Consider the following 26,439-nt stretch of genomic DNA (forward strand, 5'->3'; position numbering starts at 1 on the left):
TCCTATAATGCGTTATGCGATATGGGCCAGAGCACAAAGGCGAAGTCCATCAGAAGATTGTGAAAGACGGCTCGCGCCGCGTTCGCACGGAAGGCATCACCGGCGCCGCGGTTTCAGCCGTGATGAGAGATGCCGGCCTGACCCACGGAGGCTTTTACAAGCACTTCGGAAGCAAGGACGAACTGCTGATGGAGTCGGTGTGCGAGGCTTTTCGCGAGATGTCCGACAGCCTGGTTGAGGCTGGGGAAAGGTCCCAACCGGGTACGGCGTGGAAGGCGATTGTGAAGGCCTATCTGAGCGTGGAGCACTGTGATCACGCCGAAGACGGGTACCCCTTGACGGCTCTTGCTCCGGAGTTGGCGCGGGCCGATAAGGCGATGAAAGCCCCGATGCTTGGGGAGCTGGTGAAGTACAAGAATCGAATGCTTCCCTTTATGCCGGGCCGGCGAACTGCGGACAAGGAGAGGGCTTTCTTTTCGATCTTTTCCACGATGATCGGGACAGTTGAGATCGCTCGGATGCTGCCCGAGCCCGCGATGCGAGAGAAGGTGCTGGCTAGTGCCAGGGAGTTTCTGTTGCGCAGCTTTTGAGTTGGTTTTTAGTCGATACAGGAAGTTGCCGAGGAAACGGCTGAAGGTACAGGGTGAAACGTTCGGGCGGTTTGGGGGAGTGAAGCTCTTCGGGATCCTTCGCTGCGCTCAGGGTGACAGCAAGAACGAGTCGAGGCGAGACGGAATGGAGTGGATGACAGCAAGAACGTGTGGGTGGACGCCTTGCCTGTGACACGAAGGTAGGATTTCGTTAATTCTTCGCTTATGGTTGCTTTTGTGGGCCGCTGATCGATCTTCCAGCATCAGATGAGTGTGTCCCCGCTCTATTGCTGAAGAAATTACCCTTCGGACGGGAGAGTGGAAAATGTTTTCCTATTCTTGCCAATCCAGAGCATTCGATGGCGTCGCTGGAGTGGTGACGGATGCGGCAGTCGCGTTGAAAACAAAGAAATACGGACGTTTTCGCAGCATTGGCAGCCCAAGTGCAACTATGCAAGATGTAGCACACAGTTCGCGGGAACAACGGGACGGAGAGGAGAGTTATATGGCTGCAATTACGATTTATACATGCGTTTGCGGGGTGCAGAAGAAGACCAGCAATCATTGGGTTTTGGCCAAGGTTACGTCGCACGGCGTTACGTTTATGCCGTGGGATGCGGAGTTGGCGCGGAGCCGGGATATCACCATTCTTTGCGGTGAGGGTTGCGCAGCATCGATGCTGAGCCGCTCGCTGGGCGATTGGAAGAAGCCTGCAGTAGGCGTAACTAACGTTGGTTCGGTGACCGATATCAGCGCGGTGATCAGCGCGGAAGAGTACGAGTTGGCGGTAGCTTAGGCTGGCTTGTCCCCGGGGAGCCGCAAGGGGCGCTCTGCGGGGATTTCGCGGTCGGTATGTGTCCTAAACGGAGACGGCTGAACGCTTGGGGGTTGGGCTTTCCTGGTAACTATAAGTGCTGAAGATTTGAGTTCGCCCTACGCGGGCAGCGCCCACTTCGTGGGGTGTATACCGGCTTCGCCTCGGGCCTCCCGTTGGTCGGCGGGTGACTTCTGGGTTACGAAGGCGGAGTGATGCTTTCGACGATGACGCCTTCGGTTTCGAAGTGAGTGACGCGGTGGTCGGTGGTGTGGCCCATGTGGATCGCCTTCTTGAGAAGGGTGATGAGGGGGCGTGAGGTCTCGGGGAACCAGCGGTCGGAGGATTGGTCCCAGTCGACGGCGAGGAGATAGGTGGCGGCGCATCGGGGGCAGGTGAGGGGCGTTTCGAGCCAGCGGTGGAAGGAGCCGGTGGTTAGCTTGCGAACGGGGTCGGTGCCGGAGCGGATAGCTGCTATGCGGAGGTTCATCGCTTGGGACAGGTTACATGACGGCGAGAACAGCAACGGCGTGCTGCGCGCACTGCGCGATCTGCCACAAGAGGCTGACGCGCCTGCGGCGCCTTGCTCTGTGGCGTTCAGAGTTCGGAGAAGATGAGGCAGACGCGGCCTACGAGGTAGTCGGCCGGGGTTTCGTGCGAGGCCAGAGACAGGAGCTGGACGGGGAAGTCGCGGGAGTAGGGACGGAGGATGAGACGGCCCTCGTCGAAGTCCACGAAACGCAGCAGGAGAGCGGCTCCGCAGCGTACGGCGTAGAGGGTGGGCTGGTGGGCGCGGTAGGGAGCGAGGGAGTTGTAGTGGCGGTCGAGGACGGCGATGGCTCCGGGGGAGAGGAGCGGGTCCATGGCGGCGGATTGCTGGGCGTCGGCGCGGATGGCGAGGAAGCGCTGCCAGTGGGCGTATTTGCTCGAGGGACGGGCGCGGTTGTCCTGGAGGCGGGAGGCGGAGACCTGGATGGTCTCGATGATGGAGGCGGGGGGAATGCGCGCGTCGTCCATGGCGGCGGAGGGAGAGACGACGGGGACGGTCTCGATGGGATCGCGGTTTTCGGTGGGAGTTGGGGCGGAGGCTGCGTTGAGGTCGAGTGGTAGGATGTGCTCGACTGAGAGCTTCTGCGAGGCGAGGACGCGGTCTAGGCCTTCGAGGGAGAGGGCGCGTTTTCGGTTGAGGAAGTTGGAGATGTGGGCTTGCTGGAAGCCGGCCTGCTGGGCGAGGCGGCTGCCGGTGAGGAGGCCTCGGTCGATGCGTCGAAGGAGTTCAAGCCGAAGGAGTTCGTGGAGATCTTGAAAGTTCATAATGGAGGGTAACCTTCGGCGAACCATATCATTGGGCATGGCGAAGATAAAGCGAAATATTCGCTTGACGCAATAAGTTTGGCCTTCAAACTACTGCTAACGAGGGATATACGAGACAGCATAGCCTGAGGAAAGATTGCAGTTGACAGTAATTTTGTCAAAAGCTATAACCTTGAGACTTTCTCAATACGGAACCGAAGTGGTAAAGCGACTGAAGACCTTAGCTCGGGGCCGAAGTGCTGGACCGCGATCGGAGACGTGTGGGCGGGGCGACAGGGTGATCGATTTTTCCCAAGGTACGACACCGAACTGAAGCAACGATAAATGAATGTTGTCGTTTGTCCGATGGAGCCAGGAGAGCGAAGCGGCGAAGCGAACGGCGTTCCATAGCAGCTTAGGCGAGCCCACTCGACCATTGTAAAAAATTTGAGGCTCGTCCGGGGGAGAAGTACGCCTTGAAAGGGAACGAAGTGAACTACTTGCGCATGGATTTGAAGGTATGTGAAGGGTGCGGGGCGCTTTGGCTCCGTACGTGCTCTGACGGTGTGTACTGCCGGGGATGTGCTGGGCGACTGGCAGAGTTTCCGGCTCCGCGAGGCAAGCATGCTGGAGGAAGAAAGCGTCGGCATGGGCGTAGCGGGGTAGTACGCAGCGTTGGCTGCACCGCGGCGGTGGCGGTTGCTGGAGGTGCGCGATGAGTGCAGCTTTGGTGATTCTGCCGGTGGTGTGGGCTACGGCTGCGCCTTCTCGTAAGAAGACGCTGCCAGAGGTGGTGGAACAGAAGAAGACGGCTCCGGAACTGGCGTTCTACCGGAAGTATACGGAGGGAATGCTGCGACGGTATGTGAGGCTGTCGATGGAGGCGGGAAGAGCGCCGTCGTTGCTGGGCCGCGAGATGTTTCGCGGGAAGGTGACGAGCTACCGAGTGCACAGCTTTGAAGATGTGGTGATCTTCGTGCATGACGTGGAGACGTGTCTCAAGAAGCTGAACGAGGGACAACAACACTTGATCCGACGGATTGCGCTGCAGGAGTTTACGCAGGCGGAGACGGCGGGGCTGCTGGGGTTGAGCCTGAGGTCGGTGCACCGGCAGTATGCGGATGCGCTGGATGAGCTGACGGAGATCTTCCTGGAACGGAAACTTCTGGAGCCTGCGAAGGCTTGTCAAGAGGCTGGAACTATCCTGTAAGGCGTAAACAACTGTTTCAATTGCTGTTATTTCTGTCTTGAAGTTGGCGTATGAGTTATGCGCCGAGTGCTACTCTGGTAAGGTAATAAAATTGAGACGGGAGAGCGCCTGGCGGCTGCTCTCCCGTTTGCTTTTTGGGAGTAGGGCGGTTTCGCGTTGAGATAGCTGAACGATGAGCAATCGCAGGGGGGAGAGGAGGAAATACAGGGATCTCTCCATTGCGTCGTGCGATGAGACCCGCGCGTCTTCGGTCGAGATGACGCGTCGTCATAAGCGGTAGTGGTTTCATCGTGTCCACAATCTCGCAGGGGGACCGCTTCGTCGCTGGTTCATCTGTGCCGATTTGGGAGTGAGGAAAAAGTTGTCAATAGGCGGAAAGTGACTCGGAGAGGGTAAGTCGTTGTTTCGATGGTGATTATTTGTGCTGAAAAGTTGGCGTATTAGTTATGGTCCAACTGCTATTCTGGAAAGGTAGTAAAGAATTGAAACGGGAGAGAGCCTGAGGGCTGCTCTCCCGTTTGCTTTTGGGAGGAGACCAGGGTGGAACGGAAGCGGGTGGCGGGACGGTTTGTGCGACAGGGACTGGACGGGGACGGTGGAGTTCAGGGGGCAGGAGACAAAGGTGCAGGAGCTGATGGTGCTACTGCGAAGGGTCCGCGGCCGAAGTTCTGCAGGACGTTTACGCGGGCTCGGGTGGCGGAGGCGCTGCCGGAGATTGTGGAGCGGTTTGTGGAGGAGGCTAAGAAGGGCAGCATTGCGCACACAAAGATGCTGGCCAATCTGGGAGGCCTGGACAAAGGCGAGATGCCGGAGGCGACAAAGCGGCGAGGAAAGAGCGTTGTAGGGAAGCTGCTGGAGAAGATGGCTCGCGAGCCGGAGGAGTAGGTAAGGCGGATTCCTGGGTGGTCGGGGGTTGTTCCGCGGTGATTTGTAACTGATCTTGATCGGTGTGAGATTTATTTGTAATCGATATTGATCGTTATGAGATCGAGCGCGGGAGAGCGTGGTGGGGATGTCCCTGCTGGGCGTGCCGGTTGAGAAAAAAGGCAGCCGCGCACGTTCGCGGGGACGGTAGTAGTGGTGTGGTTCGTTGGGCGAAGGAAAAAATACAGGAGGTGCAATGGGACACTCGGAGGGGCTTCATCGGCGAAGTGCTGGGCTTGCTGGATGGTCGGAGCTTGCAGGCAGGCGGGATGGTTTGCGGGGTGCGGCGGGCCTGGAGATGCGGGCGATGGCGGTGGAGTTTCCGGTAGTGCACGGACATCCGAACCGATTGCCGTTTGAAGGAGTGTTGACGCTGGTGGATGTGGCGAGCGATAAGGCTCCCAGTGGTGCGAAGGGGCACCGGGTGGTGCTGACGCGTGCGGCTGCGGAGGCTGCGCTGCCAAGTCTGCTGGGGATGGCTGTCGACTACAAGGCGGGGTGGGATGGACATGATGCGCGACAGAAGTGCGGCATCATTACAGCCGCTGAGTTGGACGGACAGAAGCTGATGGTTGCGGGTTACTTGTTTGCGCGGGACTTTCCGGAGATGGAGGCGAAGATCCAGGGGAGCGGAGCTACGTCAAACTTGATGGGGATGAGCTATGAGCTGGCGGATGCACATGTGGCGGATATGCGGGCGCAGGTGTGGACTCTGACTCGTGCGACCTTTACCGGGGCTGCGATTCTGCTGCGGGAGAAGGCCGCTTATCGGAGTACGAGCTTTCGTGTGAAGCGGCCGGCTTCGGTTGGGCGACGGGTGGCTGTGGCTCGGTAAATAGCGGAAAGACAACTGCGTGCTGCGCACATGGCGCGATCTGCCACAGGAGGCAGACCGCCTTCGGCGCCTAAACGAATGAGGGGACGATGAGTTTTATAAGTGTGATGGAGACGATTGGGAAGGGCTTTGCCAAGGGGCTGAAGTGGGCGGTGGAGTATGCGGTTCCGGTGGAGAAGCTGGTTGGGCTTCTGTTTCCGGTTGCTGCTCCGATTGCGAATGAGGTGGCCGATGCTACTTCGCTGATTCAGACGGCGGTGCTGCTGGTGGAGCAGAAGTATGCGGCCTCCGGCGCGCAGAGCGGCACGGGTGCACAGAAGCTTTCTGAGGTTCTGCTGCTGACTGAGCAGGCGGTGACTGCGCTGTTGGCGAAGGCAGGCATTACTGCTGACAGTAGCTACATCGCGAATGTGGTCTCTGCCGTAGTGGCGATTCTGAATGTGCAGAATGGCCAGGGCTCGGTTGCGGCCTAAGACGAGATTCAGTGGGTGGACTGATTAACCGAAGAGAAAGGCGAAAGAGCATGGAGATGGAACTGGAGATGAAAGACGAGCTGGGAAGCACGGTGGAGCGTTTGGCTGCCGCGGCTGGTTTGCTGGAGCAGGCGGTCGAGAGGCTGGCACAGCGGCAGAACGACTTTGCCATGGATGCCGAGGCTTCGATTGGCCGGATCGTCGCAACTGTCGAGAGACAGCGTGAGGCAGAGCTGGAGGAGAAGCTGGCTGCTGCGGAGGCTCAGATTGCTGAGTTGAAGGCCGCTGCTGCTTCTGTGCCTGCTGAGGTTACACATGGACGGAAGACCCTTCCTGTATCCATGGCGAACCTGCTGGCGAAGCAGGGAGTAACGGTGGATACGATGGAGGCCGGAGCTGTCGATGCTGCGCTGGTGAGTTTGAGCGTGGAGCAGCGGATTGCGGTGAAGGCTCAGTTGATGCGGTCTGGCTTGCTGGCTTAGATCAACAGCAAATGCGTGCTGCGCGCACGGCGCGATCTGCCACAAGAGGCTGACGCGCCTTCGGCGCCAGTGATGAGTTTTCTAGATGGGCGCGGCTCTGGCTGTGCCTTTTTTGTTTTGAAAGGGAGAAAGATGAACGCGAAGTTTACCGATATTAATGGCGCTGCAGATTTCATTGGACCTGGCGCGATTGAAGTTCCGCTGTATCAGACAGAGATTCTGGACCTGGTTCAGCGGCGTGGGATCTTTGGCCGCCGAATCAAGCAGGTTCCTGCAACCGGCCATCCTTCACGCTACTTTGAAGAGACTGCGATTCCGTCGCCTTCGGCTTCGGCTGGATTCGTCGATCCGCGCAATATCGTTGCGCCGCTGGTGAGCCCGACTCGCGTGGAACGCAGTGTTCCACTGAAGGCCCTGGTTGCGCAGATCAACTACAACCTGTTCGATATCGAGCTTGGCCAGCAGCAGAGCCAGTTTGCTTATCTGCAGGCGAAGGATCTTGCCGATACTGTTGACGGCGTTCTGCGTACGCATGACGTTGCTCTGTGGAACGGCAGCGATACCAGCCTCAGTTCGCCTACGACTGCGCAGTATTTTGGCGCGGGTGCGCAGATTGCTGCGGGCGGCAACACGGTTTCGATCGGCACCAACCAGAGCATCGTCGATGGCTTCAAGTCGACCATTGCCCAGATGGTTTCGAACAGCTCGTTTGGCGTTCGTCCTACTGCGATCTATGCCAATCCTGTGCTGCTCGATCTGATCGATCGCGAGATGAAGGCGGAGTTCAACGTGGTTCTGCAGAGCAAGGAGATCGCTGCCGGTTTTAGCGTAAAGACTCTTTCGACTCAGGCGGGCGATATTCCGCTGATTCCTGAGTGGACGCTGAGCTATACCGGCACTCCCGGTTCTGGTTCGGCTGTGCTTCCGGCTTACATCGTGACCGAGGACTTGATCGAATACCACTGGTTGAGCGATCCGAATCCTCGCATCTTCCAACTCGGCGTCCCTGGTTCGCTGGCTTCGCAGTATGTGGTTGTGAAGTTTGGCGGCGTTGTTGTAAAGGGCGCTAACTATGCACACTACCAGGTTCTGGTTGACCGCTAGAGCTTCTTCTGTTTTTGACTGGTTTGATTGATAACTGCGGGGACCGGTGCTATTTTGTGCCGGTCCCTGTTGCTTTTGAGAGAGGGATGCGATGGGCTATTTGTTGCCGACGGAGTATGTGCAGTATGGGCTGACGGCAGAGACTACGGATGACTGGGTGACGATGGCTTCCGCGCTGATGGAGTCTTATTGTCGGCGGCCTAGTCTGCTAGTGACGCAGTATGTGGAGCGAATGCGGTTGACTGCCGGCGCGCAGACGGTGCGGCTGAGCTATCGTCCGCTGGCGGCTGCGGTTGGAGCTGCTTCGGCGCTGGTTGGGGTGAGGGTTCGGTTTGCAAGACCGCGCAGGGGAGAATTGCCCGATCCGTTTCATGAGCAGATTGCGTGGGCGTTCAGCGTGCCGGGGAGCTGGAGTGCCTTGGATGTGACGACGGTCGATGTGAATCAGACGACGGCTGAGCTTACGTTTCCCAGGAACTTTCTGGGGATCGACTACAACGAGGTTGAGGTGACCTACACTTCAGGGCTGGTGACGGTGCCCGATGCGGTGAAGGTGGCTTGCGTGCAGATTGTGAAGAATGCACAGGCGACGCCGGGGACGAATGTGAAACAGACCAAGATGGACACGATGTGGATGCAGTACTTCAGCAGCTCGCTCATCGACCCTCAGGTGCAGATGCTGCTGAAGCCCTATGTCGCAGAGAGGCTCGGGTGAGGCGATGGGAGATGCATCGATAAGGGCGTTGCGGACGGCGGAGGTGTTGTTGCGATCCTGCGGGGGGCGGTCTGTGTTTCTGCGGATGCCGGCACTGGCGAGTTCGGGCGACACGACAGAGCAGCTGGGGCTGGCTGTGCCGACGTTTCAGGATGTGGCGCTGGTGCCGGTGGTGTTTCGGAAGGCACGGGCTACTTTGGCTAATGGTAAAGCGGCTAAGAGCGAGCTGTTTGTTTCGGCTACGGCGGTGAACGCGCTGGTGGGATCGATGGGATATTCGGCTGCGAATGTCTTGTTTGCCACGGCGTTCGGAGTGCTGATCGACGACATGCTGCTGGAGATTGAATCAGCTTCGGAGTCGGAGGTGGGCGGCGCTACCTATGTCTATCGGCTTGTGCTGCGGGCACCGTTGGCGTTGATGGTTTAGTTGCGGCGTAAATGCCACTGGAAAGGTTACAGATAAATGCAGAATGCTAGAGATACGTTTTATGTCACGCTGCGGGACAGGCTGGCGGCGGTGAATCCGGCACGAACGATCGTACTGCGCGGGGTGATACGGCCTGGCGTGCTGGTGGAGGAGAACGAGCTGGCTTCTGCGACTGTGCCGGTGAATGCGTTTTGCCTGCACTGGACGGGGCTTAGCGTGGATGCGCAGGGGGCGCTGCCGCTGGCCACGATGACTTGCGAGATCAGCTATGCGACGGATGGCGACTCTGGCAACGGCGGAATGGATCGGGGGCGGTTGCTGTCGGCGATGGATGCAGAGCTGGTGGCGGCGGTGAGTGCGGCTCCGCAGAGTGTGACGAAGAGGAACTATGTTGGCGCGGCGGGCGGGTCGGGGCTGGCTCCGGTGGCAATGGGGACGAATGTGTTCTGGGGTGACGCTGCGTTTGGGGCTGCGGTGGTGAACACGGAGCGGCTGGAGCGTGTGGCTACGGTCGAGGTGTTTTGCTACCAGGAAGCGGGTGAGCTGTGAGCACGACGGTTACTGCGGTTGGTCTGGTGGGGGCGGTGGCTCCGGTGACGCGGAGGGTGAGGGCTTACTTTGCTCCGGTGAATCGGGCGGCGGGAGCGCCTACGGTGTTCGATGCGGCGCATAGCGGGACGTTTGCGTTGAGCTCGCCGCCGGCGCCATGGGTGGATCTGGGATGGTGCACCAAGTTCGCCAGGAAGAGCGAGACGAAGATTGGCGCACTGACGACGGGGGCTCCGGCGGTGGTGCAGAGCCAGGTGGTGACGCAGGTGGAGGCGACGTTGCAGCTCGAATTTGAGAGCTGGGGGAAGCTGCAGCTGGCGCTGGCTGCGGGGTCGCAGCAGATGAACCTGCTGCAGACTGCGACTGGAGCCGCTGCGAATGGGAGTGGGGGCAGGGCGGCACAGGCTGTTTTGCTGACTGGAGCGGCTGCATCGACGGCGACTGCTTTGAATGTAGGGGCCGCGGCGGCGGCGCAGTTTGAGGTTGGGCAGCTGGTGTCGGTCGATGAGGACTATGTGGCGCAGGTGGGATTTGTTGGGAGCGGGGTTAGCGCGGCGTATGTTAGCTCGCCGGCTTCGGTGGCGAACGACATCAATTACATTCGGCGGGTTTCGTTGAATGTGGGGCGGGTGGTGTCGATTGCCAACGGAGTGCTGCAGTTGGGAGCGCCGCTGCTGGCGGGAGCACCGCCTTCGGGGATGCAGGTAAGTCCGCTGATGGGGTTTGTCGATCGTGAGGGCGGCGGATTTTTTCAGGAGTGGTCGGGGCTGTTTGTGATGGATGGAGAGCAGGGAGACCGGGTGATCTACCACTATCCGCGGCTGCAGGCGATGCAGGGCTCGGCGGAGATGGCGGAGGCGCTGGCAGGACCGTTAGAGAAGGTGAAACTGGCGGGAGCGTTTCGCGCGCTGCCGGTGAAGGACGCTAACGACGGCGAGACGGTTTTGTGCTTCCGCAGTTATCTGCCGGGAGCGATGCGGGCTGTTTAGCGGATCAACACAAGCCTGTGGGGGTTGGAGCGGGGCAACCGGGGACTACTTCCGGCAACGAGCTGCGCCGAGGGACCGTGCTCGCGGCGAACGAAAGTGAACAGGAACGAGGAGAACAGAGATGCATTGGAAGCCTAAGGGATGGACGCTGATCGGGATGCTGCTGCTGGCAGCTCCGGGCGCGATGACGGTGATGAAGGTGGCCGCTGCGGCACAGGCGACGACACCGAACACAATTGCTACTACGCAGGTTACAGATACGATCTACCGCGGAGACGGGACGCTGGCGAATGGGAGCGTGATTGTGAGCTGGCAGGCCTTTACCGCCGCGAGCGGGCAGGCTGTGCCGAGCGGCACCACTTCGGCTACGATCACGAACGGAGCTCTGAGTCTGGCCCTGGTTCCGAATGCGGGGTCGACGCCGATTGGGACCTACTATACGGCGGTGTATCACCTGGATGATGGGACGGTCAGCCGGCAGTTCTGGGTGGTTCCTGTAAGCCAGGCTCCGGTGCAGGTGAGCACGATCGAGAGCACGGTGCTTCCTACCTCGGTGGCGATGCAGACGGTGAGCAAGAACTATGTGGACACGGCGATTGCAGCCGCGGTGACGGGACATCCGCTGGATAGCACGAATCCGTTTGTCGAGAAGGCGGGGGATACGATGACTGGACCGCTGGTGCTACCGGGCGACCCGACTACTTCGAACCAGGCGGCTGATAAGCACTATGTCGATGTGAATGTGACCGGCGTTGCGGCGGGGCTGGGACAGAAGGTTTCGACGGTGCCGGCAGCGACCCAGGTTGTGGTGCAGCCTTTGGGGACGCAGCTGCAGGTGAATAACCTGAATGGCGATGAGTATGCGAGCCAATATGTAACCGGTCTGGGCGGCAACGGAATTGCAAATGCGGTGACGAGTCCTGATTGCGCGAGCGGCTGCGAGGTGAAGGTAGAACACAGCTATCCGGTGGGCGAGAACTATGCGGCGAGTACATGGAATAGTGGCGCAGGAGGAACCCATATCGAGGATGACAGGAACGGACAGCGACGCGATACCTACTTCAACCCGACGAGTTCGGTCGAGGCCGGAGTTGATGCCGGTCAGGTCATCGATGTGACTTCGACCCGGAACTCCCAGGCCGAGTTTGCGGCGGGAGGGTCATCGGATCCGAACTCCTATGCGCTGTCGATCGTTCATCGCGGCGTGACGGGGGGGTCCAATCTGTTTGCAGCGGGGATCGGAAGTGTTCCTTACTTCAAGACGAACTATAACGCGATGAACGTAGAGGGCGAGTACAACACGCTGGGTCAGCATGTTCTGGATTCGCAGGCAATCAACTGCTATGGGGTTGGCGATTGTCTGATGGGATCGCAGATCCTGACCTCGTCGGGGGGATTCCGCGATGAGGCAGATGAGGGCGCGCACCCCTACGATATTCAGATTCAGGAGGATTTCAACGTCTTCCAGGGAGTCTGTAGCGCGGGGTGTTCTCCGGGATCTACGGTGGTGACGGTAGGTTCCATTCAGGCGGCGGGGACGCAGGGTGAGGGGCGATATCTGATCGACAAGAATCCGGCGAAGACGATTACGATTGGGGTGTTGACGGGTGGAACGGGCCAGGTGAACTTTGGTCCGGGTCCGATCGCGACCTTCAGTGGGACGAACTTTCCGGTGAGCGTGTTTCTGGCGACGGCACAGGTGATACCGTCTCAGGCAAACAACACCGCTCCGGGAGCAGTGACGGTGGCGATTGCGACGACCGGGGTGACGGCTGGATTCGCGACGAGTACGGCCGCGATTCCGAGTCCAAGTGGGGTGGCCTGCCTTATGGACCCTCCTATCAAGACTTCAACCACGAACTACGAGATGGCGAACTACTCGGTGGTGGATGGAACACACCTGCAGATGACTTTGAATAAGCCGCATTATGCCGGGACCACGATTGCGTTTGGGGGGTTGTGCGGATATGGGCTGGAACAGACGGTGGATACGGTGGGGGCGATCCGGCAGGTGTTTCCTGTCGTCGGGTCTTACTCAACGACGGGTCTGTACTATGCAGGCTCGCTGACTTCGATTGTGGGCGTGCAGAAGAACACCAGCGGCTTTTTGAATGTGTCGCTAGCGATTTCCGCGATTGCCAGGAGCAATGGTGTGGTTACGGTTACGACGGCGGGTTCGTTGCCGGTGGATGTGAATGGATTGAACATGACCATCTCGGGTGTGGCGGACCAGAGCTACAACGGTAACTTCGTTGTGACTACTACTGGGTCGAACACGTTGACGTTCTCAGAGACGGGCGCCAACAGTACGAGCACGGGCGGTACTGTGTCCAAGGTGACGGGGGGATATGTTTTGTATCCCATGGCCGAGGTGCTGGGAGTATTTGATACGGCGACGAAGAGCGTGGATGGGCAACTGACGCTGGCGCCGAACACTGTCGCCTGGGCCGTGAACGATTCTCTGGAAGAGCCGCATTATTATCAGCAGCGAGTTGCGCCGGATGTGTCCTTCATTGGACAGTGGACGCCTCGTGCTACGGTGGGGCAGACGGCGGGAGTTGAGTATGAGAACAATGTAGGCCCCGGTGTGAGCGGGTGGACGGTTTCGAATAACGTCTCTGCGTCCAACTATCTGGGCAATGGTGGAACCCATACTGAGCCGGGTTATGCCTACGTCGTGCAGGGGATCTGGCAACGGACGATGGATGTGCAGGCGGGAGAGCAGAGTGTGTTCTCAGTTCACTGCAACTCTCATGGGTGTGGGAACTGGAACTCCGGCTACGATCTTTTTGAGTTGGACAGCAGTGCCGGGTCGGATTCGGTCTCCTTCCAGCCGACGACGAGTACGCTGCATATGAACCTGCGAGGCACGAACTATCAGTTCAGCCCACAGGCGTTTACAGCAGGGACGATCAATGCGGGGACGGTGAATGCGACGACATTGAATGGCACTGTGGGTGCGGCGCAGCTTCCGTTGTTTGGAGCTTCGGGTACGACTCACTCTCCTGGTGCGGTTCCTGATCCTGGCGCGACGGCGGGTACAGCACGCTATCTGCGGGAGGATGGGACGTGGTCAGTTCCTGCAGGTTCGACCGGTGGTGGACAGACTGGATCGGGGTTGCCGAGTGGGGTGGCACCGATTGCGGGAGCGACGGCTGACTATGACTTCCTTCAAGGCAGCGGATCGGTTCTGACGGATATCAGTGGGAATGGGAATAGCGGCACGCTGGGTTCTGGTGCGGCTGCACCCCAATGGATACCGAATGGATTGAGTTTTACTGCCTTGACGCAATCGGTTTCGCTGCCGGCCAGCTTGAACGGTTCGCAGGGATGGATCTTTTCGGTTTACGTCAATCCGTTGACTCAGGTTGCTCTGGCTTCAAACCAGTATTCGATGATTTTAGCGTCGACCCTCGGGCCTTCTGGGTTGAACCTGCTTTATCAGGATCTCGGCTTGCAGGGATCGGCCTTCTCTCCGTCCAGCTACTCTGGCGGAAGTGCGCAGAGCTCCTGCACTACTTTGGTTGCTGGGTTCCACGTGTTCGGCTATATTCTCGGGGTTTCGGGAACGAGCACCGATCACTTCTACATTGATGGCAACGAGTGCACGAGAGGCGGGGGGACTTCGGCGGGTTTTCAGACGAGCGGAAACCTTGTTCTTGGCTCCAGCCCTTCGGGTTCTTTCAACGGTTCGGGCTTTTATGGAAATATGTACCGCGCCGTTGCCTTTCCGACACTGAACGCTGCCCAGATGAAGCTGTACAGCCAACAGTTGACATCGGATGCGGCGAGCCGTGGAGTTCCTCTTGTTCCAGCGCTGGCTCCACAGCCGGCGCCGTCACTATTTGCGATAGGCGATTCGATTACGTTCGGTATCGGTGTCACGACACCCTGGCCGTCGCTGTTGAACCTGACTAATCAGCAGCCTTACGTGATCAACAACTATGGGATTCCAGGAGCAAAGCTCGCCGAGATGGCTGGTTCCGAAGCTAACCGTGTCGCTCCGCAATGCGGGGGATCTGGGCCGATGGTTGCGACCGTGTTTGCAGGAACCAACGACCTGAACAGCTATCCAACGCCACTGCAGACGATGAGTTTTATGTCGTCTGAGATTGCGACCCTGAAGGCTGCGGGCTGCAGGGTGTTCGTGGGGACGATGCTGTCTCGGGCGGGCAATGCGGGAGCGGGCGGGACGATGGATGCAGCAAAGGATAGCTACGACGCGCTCATTCTTTCTGGCGCAAAGATAGCGGGTGCGGAGGGAGTCATCGACTTTGCGGCAGAGCCGTTGATTGGGGCAGACGGAGCGTCGGCAAACGGCTCCAACTTCCCCGACGGCATTCATCCTAGTCAGACTCTGCAAAACCGCATGGGTGTGATCGCCAGCAACACGCTGAACTACTCCTTCGGGTTTAGCCAGTTGAATCCGCATGTTGTTACCGCGGCGACTTACACCATGTTGAGTGGGGACGGCTATGTAACGGCGAGTCCTGTGGCAAATCAGACACTGACGCTGCCTGATTGCACCGGACCGAGCGGGGCTACCTACACGGTCTCGAATATCCAGTCGGCCTTTACGGTTGGTGTGGTGACTGGAAGTTCGTCGCAGCTGATCAATGGGCTGGCGGCGGGCACGGTGGTGCCGGTGCCGCCGAATAAGTCGTTGACGCTGCGGGATGTTCCCAACCCTAAGACGGTTTCGGGATGTCATTGGGAGATGTAGTTGGTTGCAGTTGGGCGCGGCCTCGTTGTGCTGGCGGGGCTGCGCCTGCAGTTTTTCTGGATGAGGTTGGTGGAATGGGTGAAGCTCAGCGGGATGTGGAAGATCTGCTGACGGTTGGCAGGTGGATGGATGAGAACCCAACGAGATTGATGAAGGTGGCTGAGGGGTGGTTGAAGGTTCGGGATCGTGAGGGCGTGGAGCGGCCGCTGCGGGCCAATGCGGTGCAGAAGGCGTTTGAACGCGAGCGCGGCAACCAGAACATTGTGCTGAAGGCCAGGCAGATGGGGATTACAACCTGGGTGGCGGGACGGTTTTTTTTGAAGACCATTACGGCTCGCGGCGTAATGACGGTGCAGGTGGCGCAGACGAGAGAGGCGGCAGAGGGAATCTTTCGGATGGTGCAGCGATTCTGGGAGTGTCTGCCGGAGGAGCTGCGCGAGGGTGCGCTGCGGCGGAGTAAGGCGAATGCGGGGCAGATGTGTTTTCCGGCGCTGGATAGTGAGTTTCGCGTGGTGAGCGCGGGGGATGAGAATGCTGGGCGTGGGTTGACGGTGCAGTATCTGCATTGCAGCGAGGTGAGCCGGTGGCCGGGAGATGCGGGGGCTACGCTGGCGGGGCTTCGGGCGGCGCTTGCTCCTGGGGGCGAGATGGTGATGGAGTCTACGCCGAATGGGGCTTATGGATGCTTCTATGAGGAGTGGGGACGGGCGCTGGAGCAACGAGTCGGCGAGTTAGCTGGTCAGCGGGATAGCGGTGTGGTTCGGCACTTTTTTCCGTGGTGGATGGAGGAGGCCTATGTGGCGGCTCCTGTGGGTCCTGTGGATGCGCTGCGGGAGGATGAGCTTCGGCTGGTGACGGCGCATGGTTTGACGGCGCGGCAGATTGGGTTTCGCAGAGGGCTGGAGGCTAGTTATCGGGGGCTGCGGTCGCAGGAGTTTGCAGAGGATGCGGAGAGCTGCTTCAAGGCTACGGGCGAGTGCTGCTTTGAGGTGGAGGCTGTGGAGGAGCGGCTGGCTTCGGTGGGTGAGCCTCTGGTGATGCGGCGGGGTGGGGCGTTGCAGATTTGGCTGCCTCCTATTGCCGGGAAGGAGTATGTGGTTGCGGTCGATACTGCCGGAGGTGGGACGGATGGCGACTTTGCGGCGGTGCAGGTGATCGAGAGGGAGTCCGGGTTGCAGTGCGCGGAGTTGCAGCAGAGGCTGGGGACGCTGGAGTTGGCGAGGGTTTCGGCGGATCTGGCGAGGGAGTATGGCGGGGCGATGATTGCGGTGGAGAGGAATAATCATGGAGCTGGTGTGCTTGCTTATCTGGATAGCGTGGAGCGGTATGCGCGTGTGTATGAGCAGAGTGGCGTTGCGGGTTGGTTGACGACTGCGGGGTCGAAGCCTGGGATGGTGAGCCGGATGGGAGCTTTGCTGGTGGAGTCGCCTGGGATGTTTTTTAGCCGGCGGTTGCTGGGGGAGTGTCGGACTTTCGTTGCTATGGCTGGGGGGAGAACTGGGGCTGTGAATGGGGCGCATGATGATTGCTTGATGGCGATGGCGATTGGGCAGGCGGTTCGGGCTGAGTTGCTGGGGAAGAGATGATGTCCTGCCGGACGGGCCCACTGCGCGTGGGGCGGCCACTTCGTGGTTTGTATACCCCTGCGGTTGGCGCTCCCGTTGGTCGCGAGGGAAGATTGTGCCGACCAACGGGAGGACCGCGCGAAGCTCTAAAAAGGCGTGCGAACGCCCGCCCTCCGCGCAGGAGGCCGTCCGGCAGGACACACGGGTTATTCTGTTGCTGGGGTGCTCGGCTTGGCGGTATTGGCAGTACAGGCGATCAGAAGAATGCGAGGTGGAGCGCAGAGCCAGCTGATGCTGGGGGCGGATGGCAAGCTTTGGGTGGTGAAGTTTCAGAATAATCCGCAGGATGTGCGGGTGCTGGCGAATGAGCTGATCGCAACACGACTGGCCGCAGCAGTGGGGCTGACGGTGCCGAAGAGCGATGTGGTCGAGGTAACCGAGTGGCTGGTGGCGAATACGCTGGATATGTTTGTCGAGATGCCGAAGGGGCTGCGGCAGAGGTACGCGGCGGGGTTGCAGTTCGGATCGCAGTTTGTGGGTGGATTGATGCCAGGGCAGGTGGTGGACTATCTGCCGGAGCAGCAGCTGGATGAGGTGAGGAACCTGGCGGAGTTCGCGGGGATGTTGTGCATCGATAAGTGGGCGGGGAATTGTAACGGTCGGCAGGCAGTGTTTGAGAGGAAGCCTCGGGAGAAGAAGTATCGGGCGACGTTTATCGATCAGGGATTTTGCTTCAACGCGGGAGAGTGGACGTTTCCGGATTCGCCACTGCGCGGGGTGTACCAGAGGAACCAGGTGTATGCGCGGGTGACAGGGTGGGAGAGCTTCGAGCCGTGGCTGAGCCGGGTGGAGGCGATGGAGGCTGGGACGTTGTGGGAGATCGCAGAGGCGGTGCCGCCGGAGTGGTATGGCGGGGATACAGAGGTGATCGAGCGGCTGATGGAGCAGATGCTGAGGCGGCGGTCGCGGGTGAGGGAGTTGATCGGGGAGTTTCGGGATTCGAACAGGGAACCATTCCCGATGTGGGCGTCGGGGAAGAAAATTGTTGTGCCGAGGCAGTTTGAAGAGATGAGTGGAGTGGGAAAATTTGTAATGTAGTTGTTGGGGTCGGGTGGGTACGTGTGGTAGCGGGTTTGGAGGTTGATGGCTGAGCGGGTCCAATGCGAGTTCTTCCTGATCCGGTATGTGCCGGATGTGGTGAAGGGCGAGTTTGCGAATATCGGCGTGCTGCTGCGGGAGGCAGGACGCGACGATAGCGCGGTGGTGCGCTTTACACGGGACTGGGCTCGAGTGAAGTGCATGGATGCGGATGCGGATATTGGTTTGCTGGAGGCGCTGGAGGGGGAGATTGGAGCTCGGCTGCGGAGCGGGACCAGCCAGACGCCGGGAATCAAGCCGGTGATGGAGATCCTTGAGGATACGCTGGCGAACTCGGTGCAAATGACCGAGGTGCGTGCTTGCCTGGCGGAGAGCCTGCCTGCAGAGATTGAGCAGTTGATGAAGATGTATGTGGAGCCGTTGAAGGTGAAGGCCGAGCGGAAGAAAACGGGACGAGCGGCGATCGCTGGGGCGATGCGGACAGAGTTTGAGCGGGCTGGAGTGTGGGGGCTGATGCGGAAGAGGATTGCGGCTTCGCTGTATACGCGGGCGGGCGATCCGATGAAGATCGATTGTGGGTATCGGGCTGGATCGAGAGAGGCAACTGTGGGTGGGGTGATTCGGATGTTGCAGGCAGTGTCGCTGGAGGGCGATGTGGAGGCGGCGAAGGGGTTGGCTTATTCGGCTCCGCAGTTGGTGGAGGGCGTGCAGAGGGTGGAGGGGGCGAAGCTGGAGTTGACTGCGATTGTGGAGCCGCTACGGGCTGTCTCGGACACTGAAGACGAGGCGATGGAGCGGTATCGGTTTGGGGTGGAGGCGATGGAGCGGCAGGAGATTCGCGTGGTGACGTTGAGCGATCTGGCTCGGGTGGCCGAGACGGCTCGGGTGGAGTTGAGGGTTTGAGAGGTTAGTTCCGGCTAGATTTCGGAAAGATGGTGGATTTCAAACGTAGGCATGGCCCAGGGGCTGTGCCTTTTCTTTTTGCAGTAGAGATGGAAAGAGAGAGGGTAGCGATGGGCGTTCGGACGATGGTGAAGGATGTTTGGCAGAGACTGGCGGGAGTTGAGGCGGCGGCGGGCGATGCGGGGATGGGCGAGAGGAAGACGGCTATGCTTCCCTCGGTGCTAAGTCCCTACAGACCGGCGGGGCGGCCTGGGCAGAACGCGTTGCCGAAGCCGACTGCGACGAATCTGCGGAAGTTCGCCGAGACTCCAGTGGTGCGCCGGGCGATCAACGTGGTGAAGGACAAGATCGCGAGCATGGACTGGCAGGTGAAGGTGCGGCGCGGCTATTTGGGCGTGACGGTGCAGGATGCAGAGGCTCGCATGAAGGTTCTGCGGCAGTGTCTGGAAGAGCCGAATGCTTCGGACAGTTTTCGGGTGCTCTGGGAGCAGGTGCTGGAGGATCTGCTGGTGGGCGGATTCGGCGCGGTGGAGATGGAGAGTACGGGGGACCCTGAGAGACCGTTTCATCTTTGGCCGGTGGATGGCGCGACGATCCAAATCGATACGAAGTGGGATGGCGATCCGAACAAGCCTCGCTATGCGCAGGCTACGGGGCGGATGGGACAGGAGTCCCTGGTGCCTCTGCTCGATGATGAGCTGATGTATCTAAGGCTGAATCCACGTACCTACACGCCGTTTGGCCTGGGGAGGCTGGAGGTTGCGTTTGAGACGGTGAACCAGTTTCTGAGCGCGAGCCGGTATGCGGGGAAGCTCGCCAGCAACTCAGTGGCGCAGTACGCGATCTGGTTGAACGACGCTACTCCGGAGGAGCACGACCGGCTGATTCGGTGGTGGCAAGACGAGATTGAAGGCACGGGCCGGGTTCCGTTTTTGAGCTGCGAGCAGAAGCCGGAGGTGATCCAGTTTGCCGGCGGCACGGATGCTGATCTGCGGCTGCAGTGGCAGGAGACGCTGATTCGGATGATCGCCAATGCGTTCGATCTGCCGCCGATGTTGCTTGGGGTGGCGAGCGATGTTAACAAATCGACCGCTGGGGAGATGGCAGACGAGGCGTTCCAAAGCGCGGTGGTTCCGGTTGCGAAGCTGGTGGCGGAGCACATTACGCGCGACCTGTTTGCGAAGAAGCTGGGCTGGCGCGAGTTCGAGTTCTGCTTCAACGACCTGGAGAGCAGGGATGAGATGGAGGAGCTGCAGATGCAGACGACGCTGTTGCAGGCGGGCGTACTGACCGTGGATGAGGTTCGCGCGATGCGGGGGTTAGGCCCGATCGAGGGGGCGGTGACACAGTGAAGGTAACGATCGACAATCTGGATGGCGCGGGTGCGGTGGACTATAGCGGTGCCCTTTGTACTAGCGGGCCGCTGAAGATTGCACGCACGTTGAACACTCCTTCGATATGCAGCGGCATGCTGGATGTGAATGATGCTGGCCTGACGGTGCCGGTGCGGCGGGGGCGCGTTGTGGTTACGGCGGCAAACGGGACGGTTCTTTTTACGGGGTATATCGCTACGGACCCGGAGGCTGTGTATGCGGGGACTGGGTTGAAGGGCTCAGTCTACCGATACGCTTTCAGTGCGGTGAGCGATGAGTGGTTGCTGGATAAGCAGTCCGTTCCGCTGAGTGGGGCGGGGCTGGGGCAGAGCGGTGGACAGCTACTGACGACTCTTACGGATCGCGTTGATGCCGGGTTGTTTACGACAACCGGCGTGAAGAACGGGTTGTCGGTTGGAGTCTACGAACCCTCGCAGACAGAGAGCTGGTCTGCGAATGCGGGCGGCGTTGCGAGTGCAACCTATGCGGCGTATCGGGTGCTGGATGGCGCGATTGGACTGCAGCCGGCGGGGACGGTGACCCACGCTTTGAGCGATGGAGATGGCTCGCTCCAGGTGGCGGCGTTGAAGACAACTGCGGTGAAGGAGCTTGCGAACGACGTTACGGTGAGCGGCGAAATTGAACCGACAGCCTATGTTACCGAGACGTTTGCGGGGGATGGAACGACGACCGTATTTCAGCTTTCGGAGGACCCGTTTCGTCCGAAGAAGACAGCGAACTCGGTGCAGTTTCTTCTCGACAGCTTCAACGAGGCGGTGCTCGATACGCAGATCTGGCAAGTCACCGATCCGGGGTCGCATCTTGGACTGGGCGCATCCGGGCTGACGATGACTGGAGGAAATGGCTTCGATGGGCAGACCACACTGACCGCGATCGATCAGGTGGAGATGGGTGGCTCGCTGGTGATTGAAGCGGGAAGTCTGCAGCTTGGAGGAGCAAGCGCCGGGGTGGTGTGCGGGTTGTACCAGGGAGCTACGCAGAGTGCGAACTGCTTTGTGGGTTACAACGTGCGGCAGAGTGGAGGAAACACGGTTGCGGTTCCATTTGTGAATGGCGCTGAGGTGGGGACGGTGTTCCCGATGCTGCAGGGGCATACCTATACCCTGCGCATTCGGTTGCATTGCGTGGAGATACAACGTGTATTGCAAAACTACTACGCGATGGTGGATGGCGTGGTGAAGTCGTTTGGCGGCGGACTGGTGACAGCGCCGATGTCTGTGGTGTTTGAACTGCAGGATCTCGGGGCAGCTTCGAATACTCCGGCTACAGTTCTGTATGACGGATCGGTGGTGACCTCGCCGGCCAACTGCACCTTTGTTGCGGTGAACAGCGTGCAGCTGATCGGGTCGATGGGTTACTGCAGGATCATGCAGACGGGCTCTGGCTGGGTGGTGAGTACGCTGCCGAGCGGCGTGAAGATGACGCGGCTGATCGGTGTTGCGGGTGAGGGCGTTGATTGCAAGATATCTGCAGCAGGAAAGGTTACATTCTTTGCCGGCAGAGTTCCAGTGGCGGGGGAACTTGTAACCGTCACGTATCGTGGGCGGCTGAGAGCTGTGGCACGGTTGGCTGATACGGCAAGCGTTGCCGAGGAGGCTGCCGGTGGCATGCCGGGAACGGCGCAGTGGCTGGGGAAGGTGGTGAAGCCGGCGGCGCGGAGTTCGATGGATTGCGAGGGTGCTGCGATGGCGGTGTTGAGTTTTTCAGCCAGTCGAGCGGCGGCTGTCTCTGGGACTTATGTGGCGGTAAATCCTCAGGACGTTTGGCCGGGAGATGTTCTCGCAATTACCAGCGCTGGACAGACGATGAGTGCGGTGGTGCGAAAGGTCGAGATCGTCGATGGGATGGGGCGTCCCGAGATGCTCACCTATCGAATGGCGTTTGCTAATGACTGGGCTGAGGGGCTGGGGCTGACGCTGTCCGAGGCAATCGCTGTCGATGCGCTGCTGCCACAGAAGGCGTTGAGTTCGACGTTGCCGGTTGGTGGGAGCGTGCTGGCAAATTTGCAACAGTTGCAGGTCGTGAGCGCTACAGGGACGGATCTGCAGGTGGACTGTGGAACGGCTCCTCCAACCGGGGGTGGGTTCGAGGTGAGGCGGCGGGACGGTAATTTTGGGCCGGGAGTGGATCAGGATCTGGTGCTGAGGAGTCCGGTGCGGAGCTTTTCGATTCCTCGCGAGGGACAGGTGGAGCACTACTACGTCAGGATGTTCGATGGGTCGACGCCTCCGTTGTACTCGCGATTTTCAAGTGCGGTGTTTACGAATTTACCGGTAAGTGAGTGATGGGTGGAAGGAGGAGAAGGTGACAGAGTTCGAAGGGCAGGTATTAGCGGATTTGAGTGTGCTGAAGAACCAGATGGAACATCTGCTGGGGATAGGACAGCCAGGGAGACTGACCCAGCTGGAGGACAGGGTCGAGCAGCATGAACGCAGCGTGCAGCGTATCAAGGGGCTGCTGGGCGCAGGTGGAGCTGTGTTGGCGATGTTTCATATGGCGATTGACTACTTGAGGCGATAGGAGAAGTTATGGATTTTCTGAAGCTGTTTTTGCGATCGATCGCCCTGCTTCCAGGGGTGATTCAAGGAACTGAGGCTTTGTTTGGGGCGAAGACCGGGGAGCAAAAGAAGGATGCGGCGGTGGAGATCGTGGGAGCTGCGATCAACATCACCGATGCTGTGACGAGGAAGCAAATCGCCGACGCGGACAAGTTTACCCAGGGGCTGAGTATGACGATTGACGGCGTGGTGATGTGCTTGAACGCGAGTCTATGGGCAAATCGCTCGTAGTGCTGCCAGGGGCGCGGTGTGCGCTGGAAACCGTATAATCGGGCCATGGACGCCGAGCCGCTGGGCACTGTTTTAGTTGGAGTTGTGATGGGGAGCCGCAGCGATTATGCGGTGATGCGAGGCGCCGTCGAGGTGCTGAAGGAGTTTGGAGTTGCGCACGAGGTGCGCGTCGTGTCGGCTCATCGGACGCCTGATCTTCTGTTTGATTATGCAGATTCTGCCGTTGCGCGCGGACTTCGGGTGATCATTGCTGGTGCAGGCGGCGCGGCACATCTGCCTGGGATGATTGCGGCGAAGACTGTTGTGCCTGTGCTTGGCGTGCCGATTCCGGCGACAGCGCTGCAAGGGATGGATTCGCTGTTGAGCATTGTGCAGATGCCGAAGGGGATTCCAGTGGGAACGCTGGCGATTGGGGCGGCCGGGGCTACGAACGCTGGATTGTTGGCTGTGGCGATATTGGCTACTACGGATGCGGCGCTGCAGAAGCGACTCGTGGCCTGGCGCATGGCGCGGCGGGATGGGGTTCTTGCGCAGGTAGTCGGAGAAGGTGAGGTTGGCGCGTGAGCTCTGGTTCTTCGAATGCGAAGCCGATTTTGCCGGGTGCGACGATCGGGATCTTTGGTGGTGGGCAGCTGGGGCGGATGACGGCGATGGCGGCTCGCGGAATGGGGTATCGCATCCTTGTGCTTGATCCCGATCCGGCTTGTCCTGCGCGGTTTGTGGTGGATGGATGCATCGAGGCGGGATGGGATGATTCGCGGGAGGCGGCGAATCTTGCGCGCGGCTGTGACGTAGTGACGCTGGAGATTGAACAGATCTCGCCGGCGAGTATGGAAGCGGCGGCGAGCTACGCGCCGGTGCGGCCGGGCGGTGCTATGCTCGCGGTGATTCAGGACAGGATCGAGCAAAAGGATTGGCTGCGGCGAAATGGATTTCCGGTTGGGGAGTATCGCGCGGTTCGATCGCTGGATGAGTTGCGGGATGCGGTGGTTGCACTTGGCGGCAGATGTTTCTGTAAGAGTGCGACTGGCGGATATGACGGAAGGGGTCAGGGTAAGGTTGGATTTACTGTCGGCGCCTCTGTCGAAGATGAGGTGAGGGGCGCCTGGGAGGCGTTGGGGGAGCGGGCTGGCGTGGCCGAGAAGGCAGTCAATCTGGCGAAAGAGATCTCTGTGTTGGTTGCACGTGCTCCTAATGGCGAGGTGAAGGTTTATCCGGCAGCGCTGAATCACCATGAGGAGCAGATTCTGGCCTGGAGCGTAATTCCTGCTCCACTCTCTTCGGAGATGGAGGCGAAGGCTCGAGAGATCGCGGAGGCGATTGCCGATACGTTTCAGCTTGAGGGAGTTCTTGCGGTTGAGATGTTTTGCATGACCGATGGGAAGCTGCTGGTGAATGAACTAGCTCCGCGGCCGCACAACAGCTATCACGCGAGTGTGCGGGCGTGTGTGACGGGACAGTTCGAGCAGTTGGTGCGGGCCGTGTGTGATCTGCCGCTGGGTGATGTTGGTATTGTGCAACCTGCTGCCATTGCGAATCTGCTCGGAGATTTGTGGCTGAAGGATGGACAGGCTGTCGAACCCAGGTTCGATGCGGCACTTGCTGTACCCGGGGTTCGGCTGCATTTATATGAGAAACATAGGCCCCGAAAAGGGCGGAAGATGGGGCATCTCTCGGCGGTTGGTGCAACGGCAGATGAGGCGGTTGAGCTGGTGTTGCGGGCGAAGGCTCTGCTGTAAACGAAATGAGAAAAGAAAGCGCGGCAGACTTATTTCAAGTCTGCCGCGCTTTTGTATTTAAAGTTGAAGCTGCTAGCCGATGTCCTCGGACCAGTTCTCCAAGTATGCCTTGAAGTCGGACATGAATTTGCCGGCGTCGGCGCCGTCTACGATGCGATGGTCGAAGCCAAGCGTGAAGCGCTGAATGGAGCGGATCGCGATGGAGTCGTTGCCGTCTTTGTCGGTGATGACTTCGGCTTCCTTATTGAGGCCGCCGATTCCGAGAATCGCGCTCTGTGGCTGGTTGATGATCGGTGTGCCGAACTGCTCGCCGAAGATGCCGGAGTTGGTCAGCGTGAAGGTGCCACCCGAGATCTCATCGGGTAAAAGTTTCTTGTTGCGGGCACGATCGGCTACGTCGACGATGCCGCGCGCGATGCCGAGGAAGTTCTTCTCCTCAGTCTGCTTTAGAACGGGAACGATGAGGCCCCAGTCGAGCGCGACGGCAATCCCGATGTTGATGTTCTTGTTGTAGCGGATGGCGTCGCCTTCCACCGAACCGTTGACGATGGGGTGCTTGCGCAACGCGACGATAGCGGCGCGGGTGATGAAGGGCATGTAGGTCAGCTTGACGCCGTTGCGCTGCTCGTACTTTGACTTCTCCTTCTCGCGGAGCTTGACGATGCGCGTCATGTCCACCTTGAAGACGGTGTGGACGTGCGGGCTGGTGCGTTTGGACTCGACCATGCGCTGCGCGATGATGGAGCGCATCTTGGTCATCGGAACGAGTTCGCCGGGCTGCGGCTGAGGGGCGGCCGGCTTGGCAGCGGTTGGGGCTGGCGAGGAGGCTGCAGGAGCGACGGACGCGGCGGAGACAGGCTTCGGACCCTGCTCCAGATGGCTGACGATGTCGGTCTTGGTGATGCGGCCCGCGGCTCCTGTACCAGGAACCTGCGAGAGATCGACGTTGTTGTCTTTTGCAATCTTGCGGACCAGCGGTGAAGAGCGAACCCGTTCGCCTGCCGAAGCGGAAGATACTGCAGAGGTCGCAGGCGCCGAAGCAGCCGCGGCTGGAGCGGGAGTAGACACAGCCGGAGCGGACGATTTGCCGGCAGCGCCGCCGATAACCGCGACGACCGTGTTGATCGTGACGGTGGCACCCTCCTGAACCTTGATCTCGGAGAGGATACCGGCTACGGGCGATGGGATCTCGGCGTCAACTTTGTCGGTCGAAATCTCGAAGATAGGCTCGTCGCGCTGGACGGTATCGCCCACCTTCTTAAGCCACTTGGTAATGGTCCCCTCGGTGATGGACTCGCCCATCTGAGGCATCAGGACTTCGGTTCCCGGACCCGTTGCGGCAGGGGGATTTCCCTGAGCTGCGGCCGTTGCGACAGTGTTCGCTGCGGGAGCAGCCGCGGTTTCAGCCTTTGCGGGCGCGGCGGCAGGTGCGGAGGACGAGCCTGTTTCGTCGATGCTGCAGACGACAGTGTTGATCTGGACCGTAGTTCCTTCGGCGATCTTGATCTCCTTCAGAGTGCCAGCGGCGGGCGACGGAATCTCCGCGTCTACTTTGTCGGTCGAGATCTCAAAGAGGGGTTCGTCCCGCTGAATGGCGTCGCCCGGTTTTTTAAGCCATTTTGTGATGGTGCCTTCGGTGATGGATTCGCCCATCTGGGGCATAACTACGTCAGTCGGCATGTATCTCTCTTCTCCCCTAACTTCAGGTGCGGCTTTCAGGTGCGAGCGGCTAAAACCGCCTGGTATCAGCCCGGTCCGCAATCGGGCGTGCGCAAATGGGATTATACGGCTGCTGAGTGAAACCTGGCTGCGCGGTGCGGTTA

At 59.6% G+C, this 26,439-nt stretch carries 26 protein-coding genes; 23 read left to right on the forward strand and 3 right to left on the reverse strand.

Features of this window, described 5'->3' with window-relative positions; all coding sequences use genetic code 11:
- Positions 1-14 precede the first annotated feature (14 nt).
- Complete coding sequence (locus HDF09_RS11040) at positions 15-590, forward strand: TetR/AcrR family transcriptional regulator (protein ID WP_183765959.1); 576 nt, start codon at positions 15-17, stop codon at positions 588-590.
- A 505-nt stretch (positions 591-1,095) separates the two neighbouring features.
- The gene (locus HDF09_RS11045) at positions 1,096-1,386 is read left to right on the forward strand and encodes a hypothetical protein (protein WP_183765961.1); all 291 of its coding nucleotides are present in this window, start codon (positions 1,096-1,098) and stop codon (positions 1,384-1,386) included.
- A 217-nt stretch (positions 1,387-1,603) separates the two neighbouring features.
- On the opposite strand, the gene HDF09_RS11050 is transcribed toward HDF09_RS11045, so the two are convergent.
- Together HDF09_RS11050 and HDF09_RS11055 are read right to left on the reverse strand one after the other, a co-directional pair.
- The gene (locus tag HDF09_RS11050) at positions 1,604-1,894 is read right to left on the reverse strand and encodes a hypothetical protein (RefSeq protein WP_183765963.1); all 291 of its coding nucleotides are present in this window, start codon (positions 1,892-1,894) and stop codon (positions 1,604-1,606) included.
- A 107-nt stretch (positions 1,895-2,001) separates the two neighbouring features.
- Positions 2,002-2,718, reverse strand: a complete 717-nt coding sequence (locus HDF09_RS11055) for a hypothetical protein (RefSeq protein WP_183765965.1) — start codon at positions 2,716-2,718, stop codon at positions 2,002-2,004.
- A gap of 501 nt (positions 2,719-3,219) precedes the next feature.
- Between HDF09_RS11055 and HDF09_RS11060 the strand changes: the two genes are divergently transcribed.
- From HDF09_RS11060 to purK, 21 genes are all read left to right on the forward strand, one after another.
- A complete protein-coding gene (locus HDF09_RS11060) occupies positions 3,220-3,363 on the forward strand; it encodes a hypothetical protein (RefSeq protein ID WP_183765967.1) in 144 nt (47 codons plus the stop codon).
- A 49-nt stretch (positions 3,364-3,412) separates the two neighbouring features.
- Positions 3,413-3,907, forward strand: a complete 495-nt coding sequence (locus HDF09_RS11065) for a sigma factor-like helix-turn-helix DNA-binding protein (protein WP_183765969.1) — start codon at positions 3,413-3,415, stop codon at positions 3,905-3,907.
- 540 nt (positions 3,908-4,447) lie between these two features.
- Complete coding sequence (locus HDF09_RS11070; RefSeq protein ID WP_183765971.1) at positions 4,448-4,792, forward strand: hypothetical protein; 345 nt, start codon at positions 4,448-4,450, stop codon at positions 4,790-4,792.
- 235 nt (positions 4,793-5,027) lie between these two features.
- Positions 5,028-5,666, forward strand: a complete 639-nt coding sequence (locus HDF09_RS11075; protein ID WP_260181129.1) for a hypothetical protein — start codon at positions 5,028-5,030, stop codon at positions 5,664-5,666.
- Positions 5,667-5,755: 89 nt separating this feature from the next.
- On the forward strand, positions 5,756-6,139 hold the full coding sequence (locus tag HDF09_RS11080) for a hypothetical protein (RefSeq protein ID WP_183765973.1): 384 nt from the start codon (positions 5,756-5,758) through the stop codon (positions 6,137-6,139).
- Positions 6,140-6,195: 56 nt separating this feature from the next.
- The gene (locus tag HDF09_RS11085; protein ID WP_183766246.1) at positions 6,196-6,621 is read left to right on the forward strand and encodes a hypothetical protein; all 426 of its coding nucleotides are present in this window, start codon (positions 6,196-6,198) and stop codon (positions 6,619-6,621) included.
- Between the two features lie 132 nt (positions 6,622-6,753).
- Positions 6,754-7,725 carry a hypothetical protein gene (locus HDF09_RS11090; RefSeq protein WP_183765975.1) on the forward strand — a complete coding sequence of 324 codons (972 nt, stop codon included), beginning with the start codon at positions 6,754-6,756 and terminating at the stop codon, positions 7,723-7,725.
- A gap of 91 nt (positions 7,726-7,816) precedes the next feature.
- Positions 7,817-8,440 carry a hypothetical protein gene (locus HDF09_RS11095; RefSeq protein WP_183765977.1) on the forward strand — a complete coding sequence of 208 codons (624 nt, stop codon included), beginning with the start codon at positions 7,817-7,819 and terminating at the stop codon, positions 8,438-8,440.
- On the forward strand, positions 8,418-8,867 hold the full coding sequence (locus HDF09_RS11100; RefSeq protein ID WP_183765979.1) for a hypothetical protein: 450 nt from the start codon (positions 8,418-8,420) through the stop codon (positions 8,865-8,867). Before HDF09_RS11095 ends, HDF09_RS11100 begins: the two co-directional genes overlap by 23 nt.
- A gap of 36 nt (positions 8,868-8,903) precedes the next feature.
- A complete protein-coding gene (locus HDF09_RS11105; protein ID WP_183765981.1) occupies positions 8,904-9,416 on the forward strand; it encodes a hypothetical protein in 513 nt (170 codons plus the stop codon).
- A complete protein-coding gene (locus tag HDF09_RS11110) occupies positions 9,413-10,405 on the forward strand; it encodes a hypothetical protein (protein WP_311719270.1) in 993 nt (330 codons plus the stop codon). The genes HDF09_RS11105 and HDF09_RS11110 overlap by 4 nt, the downstream gene beginning before the upstream one ends.
- Positions 10,406-10,526: 121 nt before the next feature.
- A complete protein-coding gene (locus HDF09_RS11115) occupies positions 10,527-15,128 on the forward strand; it encodes an SGNH/GDSL hydrolase family protein (protein WP_183765983.1) in 4,602 nt (1,533 codons plus the stop codon).
- Positions 15,129-15,202: 74 nt separating this feature from the next.
- Positions 15,203-16,714 carry a terminase large subunit gene (locus HDF09_RS11120; RefSeq protein WP_183765985.1) on the forward strand — a complete coding sequence of 504 codons (1,512 nt, stop codon included), beginning with the start codon at positions 15,203-15,205 and terminating at the stop codon, positions 16,712-16,714.
- A gap of 243 nt (positions 16,715-16,957) precedes the next feature.
- Entirely contained in the window at positions 16,958-17,791 is an 834-nt protein-coding gene (locus tag HDF09_RS11125) for a HipA family kinase (RefSeq protein ID WP_260181137.1), read from the forward strand.
- A 45-nt stretch (positions 17,792-17,836) separates the two neighbouring features.
- Positions 17,837-18,694 (forward strand): DUF3037 domain-containing protein, encoded by an 858-nt coding sequence (locus HDF09_RS11130; protein ID WP_183765987.1) that lies wholly within the window; start codon positions 17,837-17,839, stop codon positions 18,692-18,694.
- Between the two features lie 89 nt (positions 18,695-18,783).
- The gene (locus tag HDF09_RS11135) at positions 18,784-20,046 is read left to right on the forward strand and encodes a phage portal protein (RefSeq protein ID WP_260181140.1); all 1,263 of its coding nucleotides are present in this window, start codon (positions 18,784-18,786) and stop codon (positions 20,044-20,046) included.
- Positions 20,043-22,373 carry a hypothetical protein gene (locus HDF09_RS11140; protein ID WP_183765991.1) on the forward strand — a complete coding sequence of 777 codons (2,331 nt, stop codon included), beginning with the start codon at positions 20,043-20,045 and terminating at the stop codon, positions 22,371-22,373. The genes HDF09_RS11135 and HDF09_RS11140 overlap by 4 nt, the downstream gene beginning before the upstream one ends.
- Before the next feature lie 19 nt (positions 22,374-22,392).
- Positions 22,393-22,608, forward strand: a complete 216-nt coding sequence (locus HDF09_RS11145) for a hypothetical protein (protein WP_179640267.1) — start codon at positions 22,393-22,395, stop codon at positions 22,606-22,608.
- 8 nt (positions 22,609-22,616) lie between these two features.
- On the forward strand, positions 22,617-22,877 hold the full coding sequence (locus HDF09_RS11150) for a hypothetical protein (protein WP_183765992.1): 261 nt from the start codon (positions 22,617-22,619) through the stop codon (positions 22,875-22,877).
- Positions 22,878-22,964: 87 nt separating this feature from the next.
- Positions 22,965-23,441, forward strand: a complete 477-nt coding sequence (purE, locus tag HDF09_RS11155; protein WP_311719273.1) for a 5-(carboxyamino)imidazole ribonucleotide mutase — start codon at positions 22,965-22,967, stop codon at positions 23,439-23,441.
- Entirely contained in the window at positions 23,438-24,616 is a 1,179-nt protein-coding gene (purK, locus tag HDF09_RS11160; RefSeq protein ID WP_183765996.1) for a 5-(carboxyamino)imidazole ribonucleotide synthase, read from the forward strand. The genes purE and purK overlap by 4 nt, the downstream gene beginning before the upstream one ends.
- A gap of 72 nt (positions 24,617-24,688) precedes the next feature.
- On the opposite strand, the gene HDF09_RS11165 is transcribed toward purK, so the two are convergent.
- Complete coding sequence (locus tag HDF09_RS11165) at positions 24,689-26,296, reverse strand: 2-oxo acid dehydrogenase subunit E2 (protein ID WP_183765998.1); 1,608 nt, start codon at positions 26,294-26,296, stop codon at positions 24,689-24,691.
- Positions 26,297-26,439: the final 143 nt, after the last annotated feature.

The organism is Edaphobacter lichenicola (genome assembly GCF_014201315.1).
In the GTDB taxonomy this organism is placed as follows: Bacteria; Acidobacteriota; Terriglobia; order Terriglobales; family Acidobacteriaceae; genus Edaphobacter; species Edaphobacter lichenicola_B.

Coding starts and splice junctions, on each gene's coding strand:
- HDF09_RS11050 (WP_183765963.1), bottom strand. CDS start 1,894: ATGAACCTCCGCATAGCAGCTATCCGCTCCGGCACCGACCCCGTTCGC.
- HDF09_RS11105 (WP_183765981.1), top strand. CDS start 8,904: ATGCAGAATGCTAGAGATACGTTTTATGTCACGCTGCGGGACAGGCTG.
- HDF09_RS11085 (WP_183766246.1), top strand. CDS start 6,196: ATGGAACTGGAGATGAAAGACGAGCTGGGAAGCACGGTGGAGCGTTTG.
- HDF09_RS11165 (WP_183765998.1), bottom strand. CDS start 26,296: ATGCCGACTGACGTAGTTATGCCCCAGATGGGCGAATCCATCACCGAA.
- HDF09_RS11075 (WP_260181129.1), top strand. CDS start 5,028: ATGGGACACTCGGAGGGGCTTCATCGGCGAAGTGCTGGGCTTGCTGGA.
- HDF09_RS11055 (WP_183765965.1), bottom strand. CDS start 2,718: ATGAACTTTCAAGATCTCCACGAACTCCTTCGGCTTGAACTCCTTCGA.
- HDF09_RS11100 (WP_183765979.1), top strand. CDS start 8,418: ATGTCGCAGAGAGGCTCGGGTGAGGCGATGGGAGATGCATCGATAAGG.
- HDF09_RS11150 (WP_183765992.1), top strand. CDS start 22,617: ATGGATTTTCTGAAGCTGTTTTTGCGATCGATCGCCCTGCTTCCAGGG.
- HDF09_RS11065 (WP_183765969.1), top strand. CDS start 3,413: ATGAGTGCAGCTTTGGTGATTCTGCCGGTGGTGTGGGCTACGGCTGCG.
- HDF09_RS11135 (WP_260181140.1), top strand. CDS start 18,784: ATGGAAAGAGAGAGGGTAGCGATGGGCGTTCGGACGATGGTGAAGGAT.
- HDF09_RS11040 (WP_183765959.1), top strand. CDS start 15: ATGCGATATGGGCCAGAGCACAAAGGCGAAGTCCATCAGAAGATTGTG.
- HDF09_RS11045 (WP_183765961.1), top strand. CDS start 1,096: ATGGCTGCAATTACGATTTATACATGCGTTTGCGGGGTGCAGAAGAAG.
- HDF09_RS11095 (WP_183765977.1), top strand. CDS start 7,817: ATGGGCTATTTGTTGCCGACGGAGTATGTGCAGTATGGGCTGACGGCA.
- HDF09_RS11080 (WP_183765973.1), top strand. CDS start 5,756: ATGAGTTTTATAAGTGTGATGGAGACGATTGGGAAGGGCTTTGCCAAG.
- HDF09_RS11125 (WP_260181137.1), top strand. CDS start 16,958: ATGCGAGGTGGAGCGCAGAGCCAGCTGATGCTGGGGGCGGATGGCAAG.
- purE (WP_311719273.1), top strand. CDS start 22,965: ATGGGGAGCCGCAGCGATTATGCGGTGATGCGAGGCGCCGTCGAGGTG.
- HDF09_RS11090 (WP_183765975.1), top strand. CDS start 6,754: ATGAACGCGAAGTTTACCGATATTAATGGCGCTGCAGATTTCATTGGA.
- HDF09_RS11120 (WP_183765985.1), top strand. CDS start 15,203: ATGGGTGAAGCTCAGCGGGATGTGGAAGATCTGCTGACGGTTGGCAGG.
- HDF09_RS11115 (WP_183765983.1), top strand. CDS start 10,527: ATGCATTGGAAGCCTAAGGGATGGACGCTGATCGGGATGCTGCTGCTG.
- HDF09_RS11130 (WP_183765987.1), top strand. CDS start 17,837: ATGGCTGAGCGGGTCCAATGCGAGTTCTTCCTGATCCGGTATGTGCCG.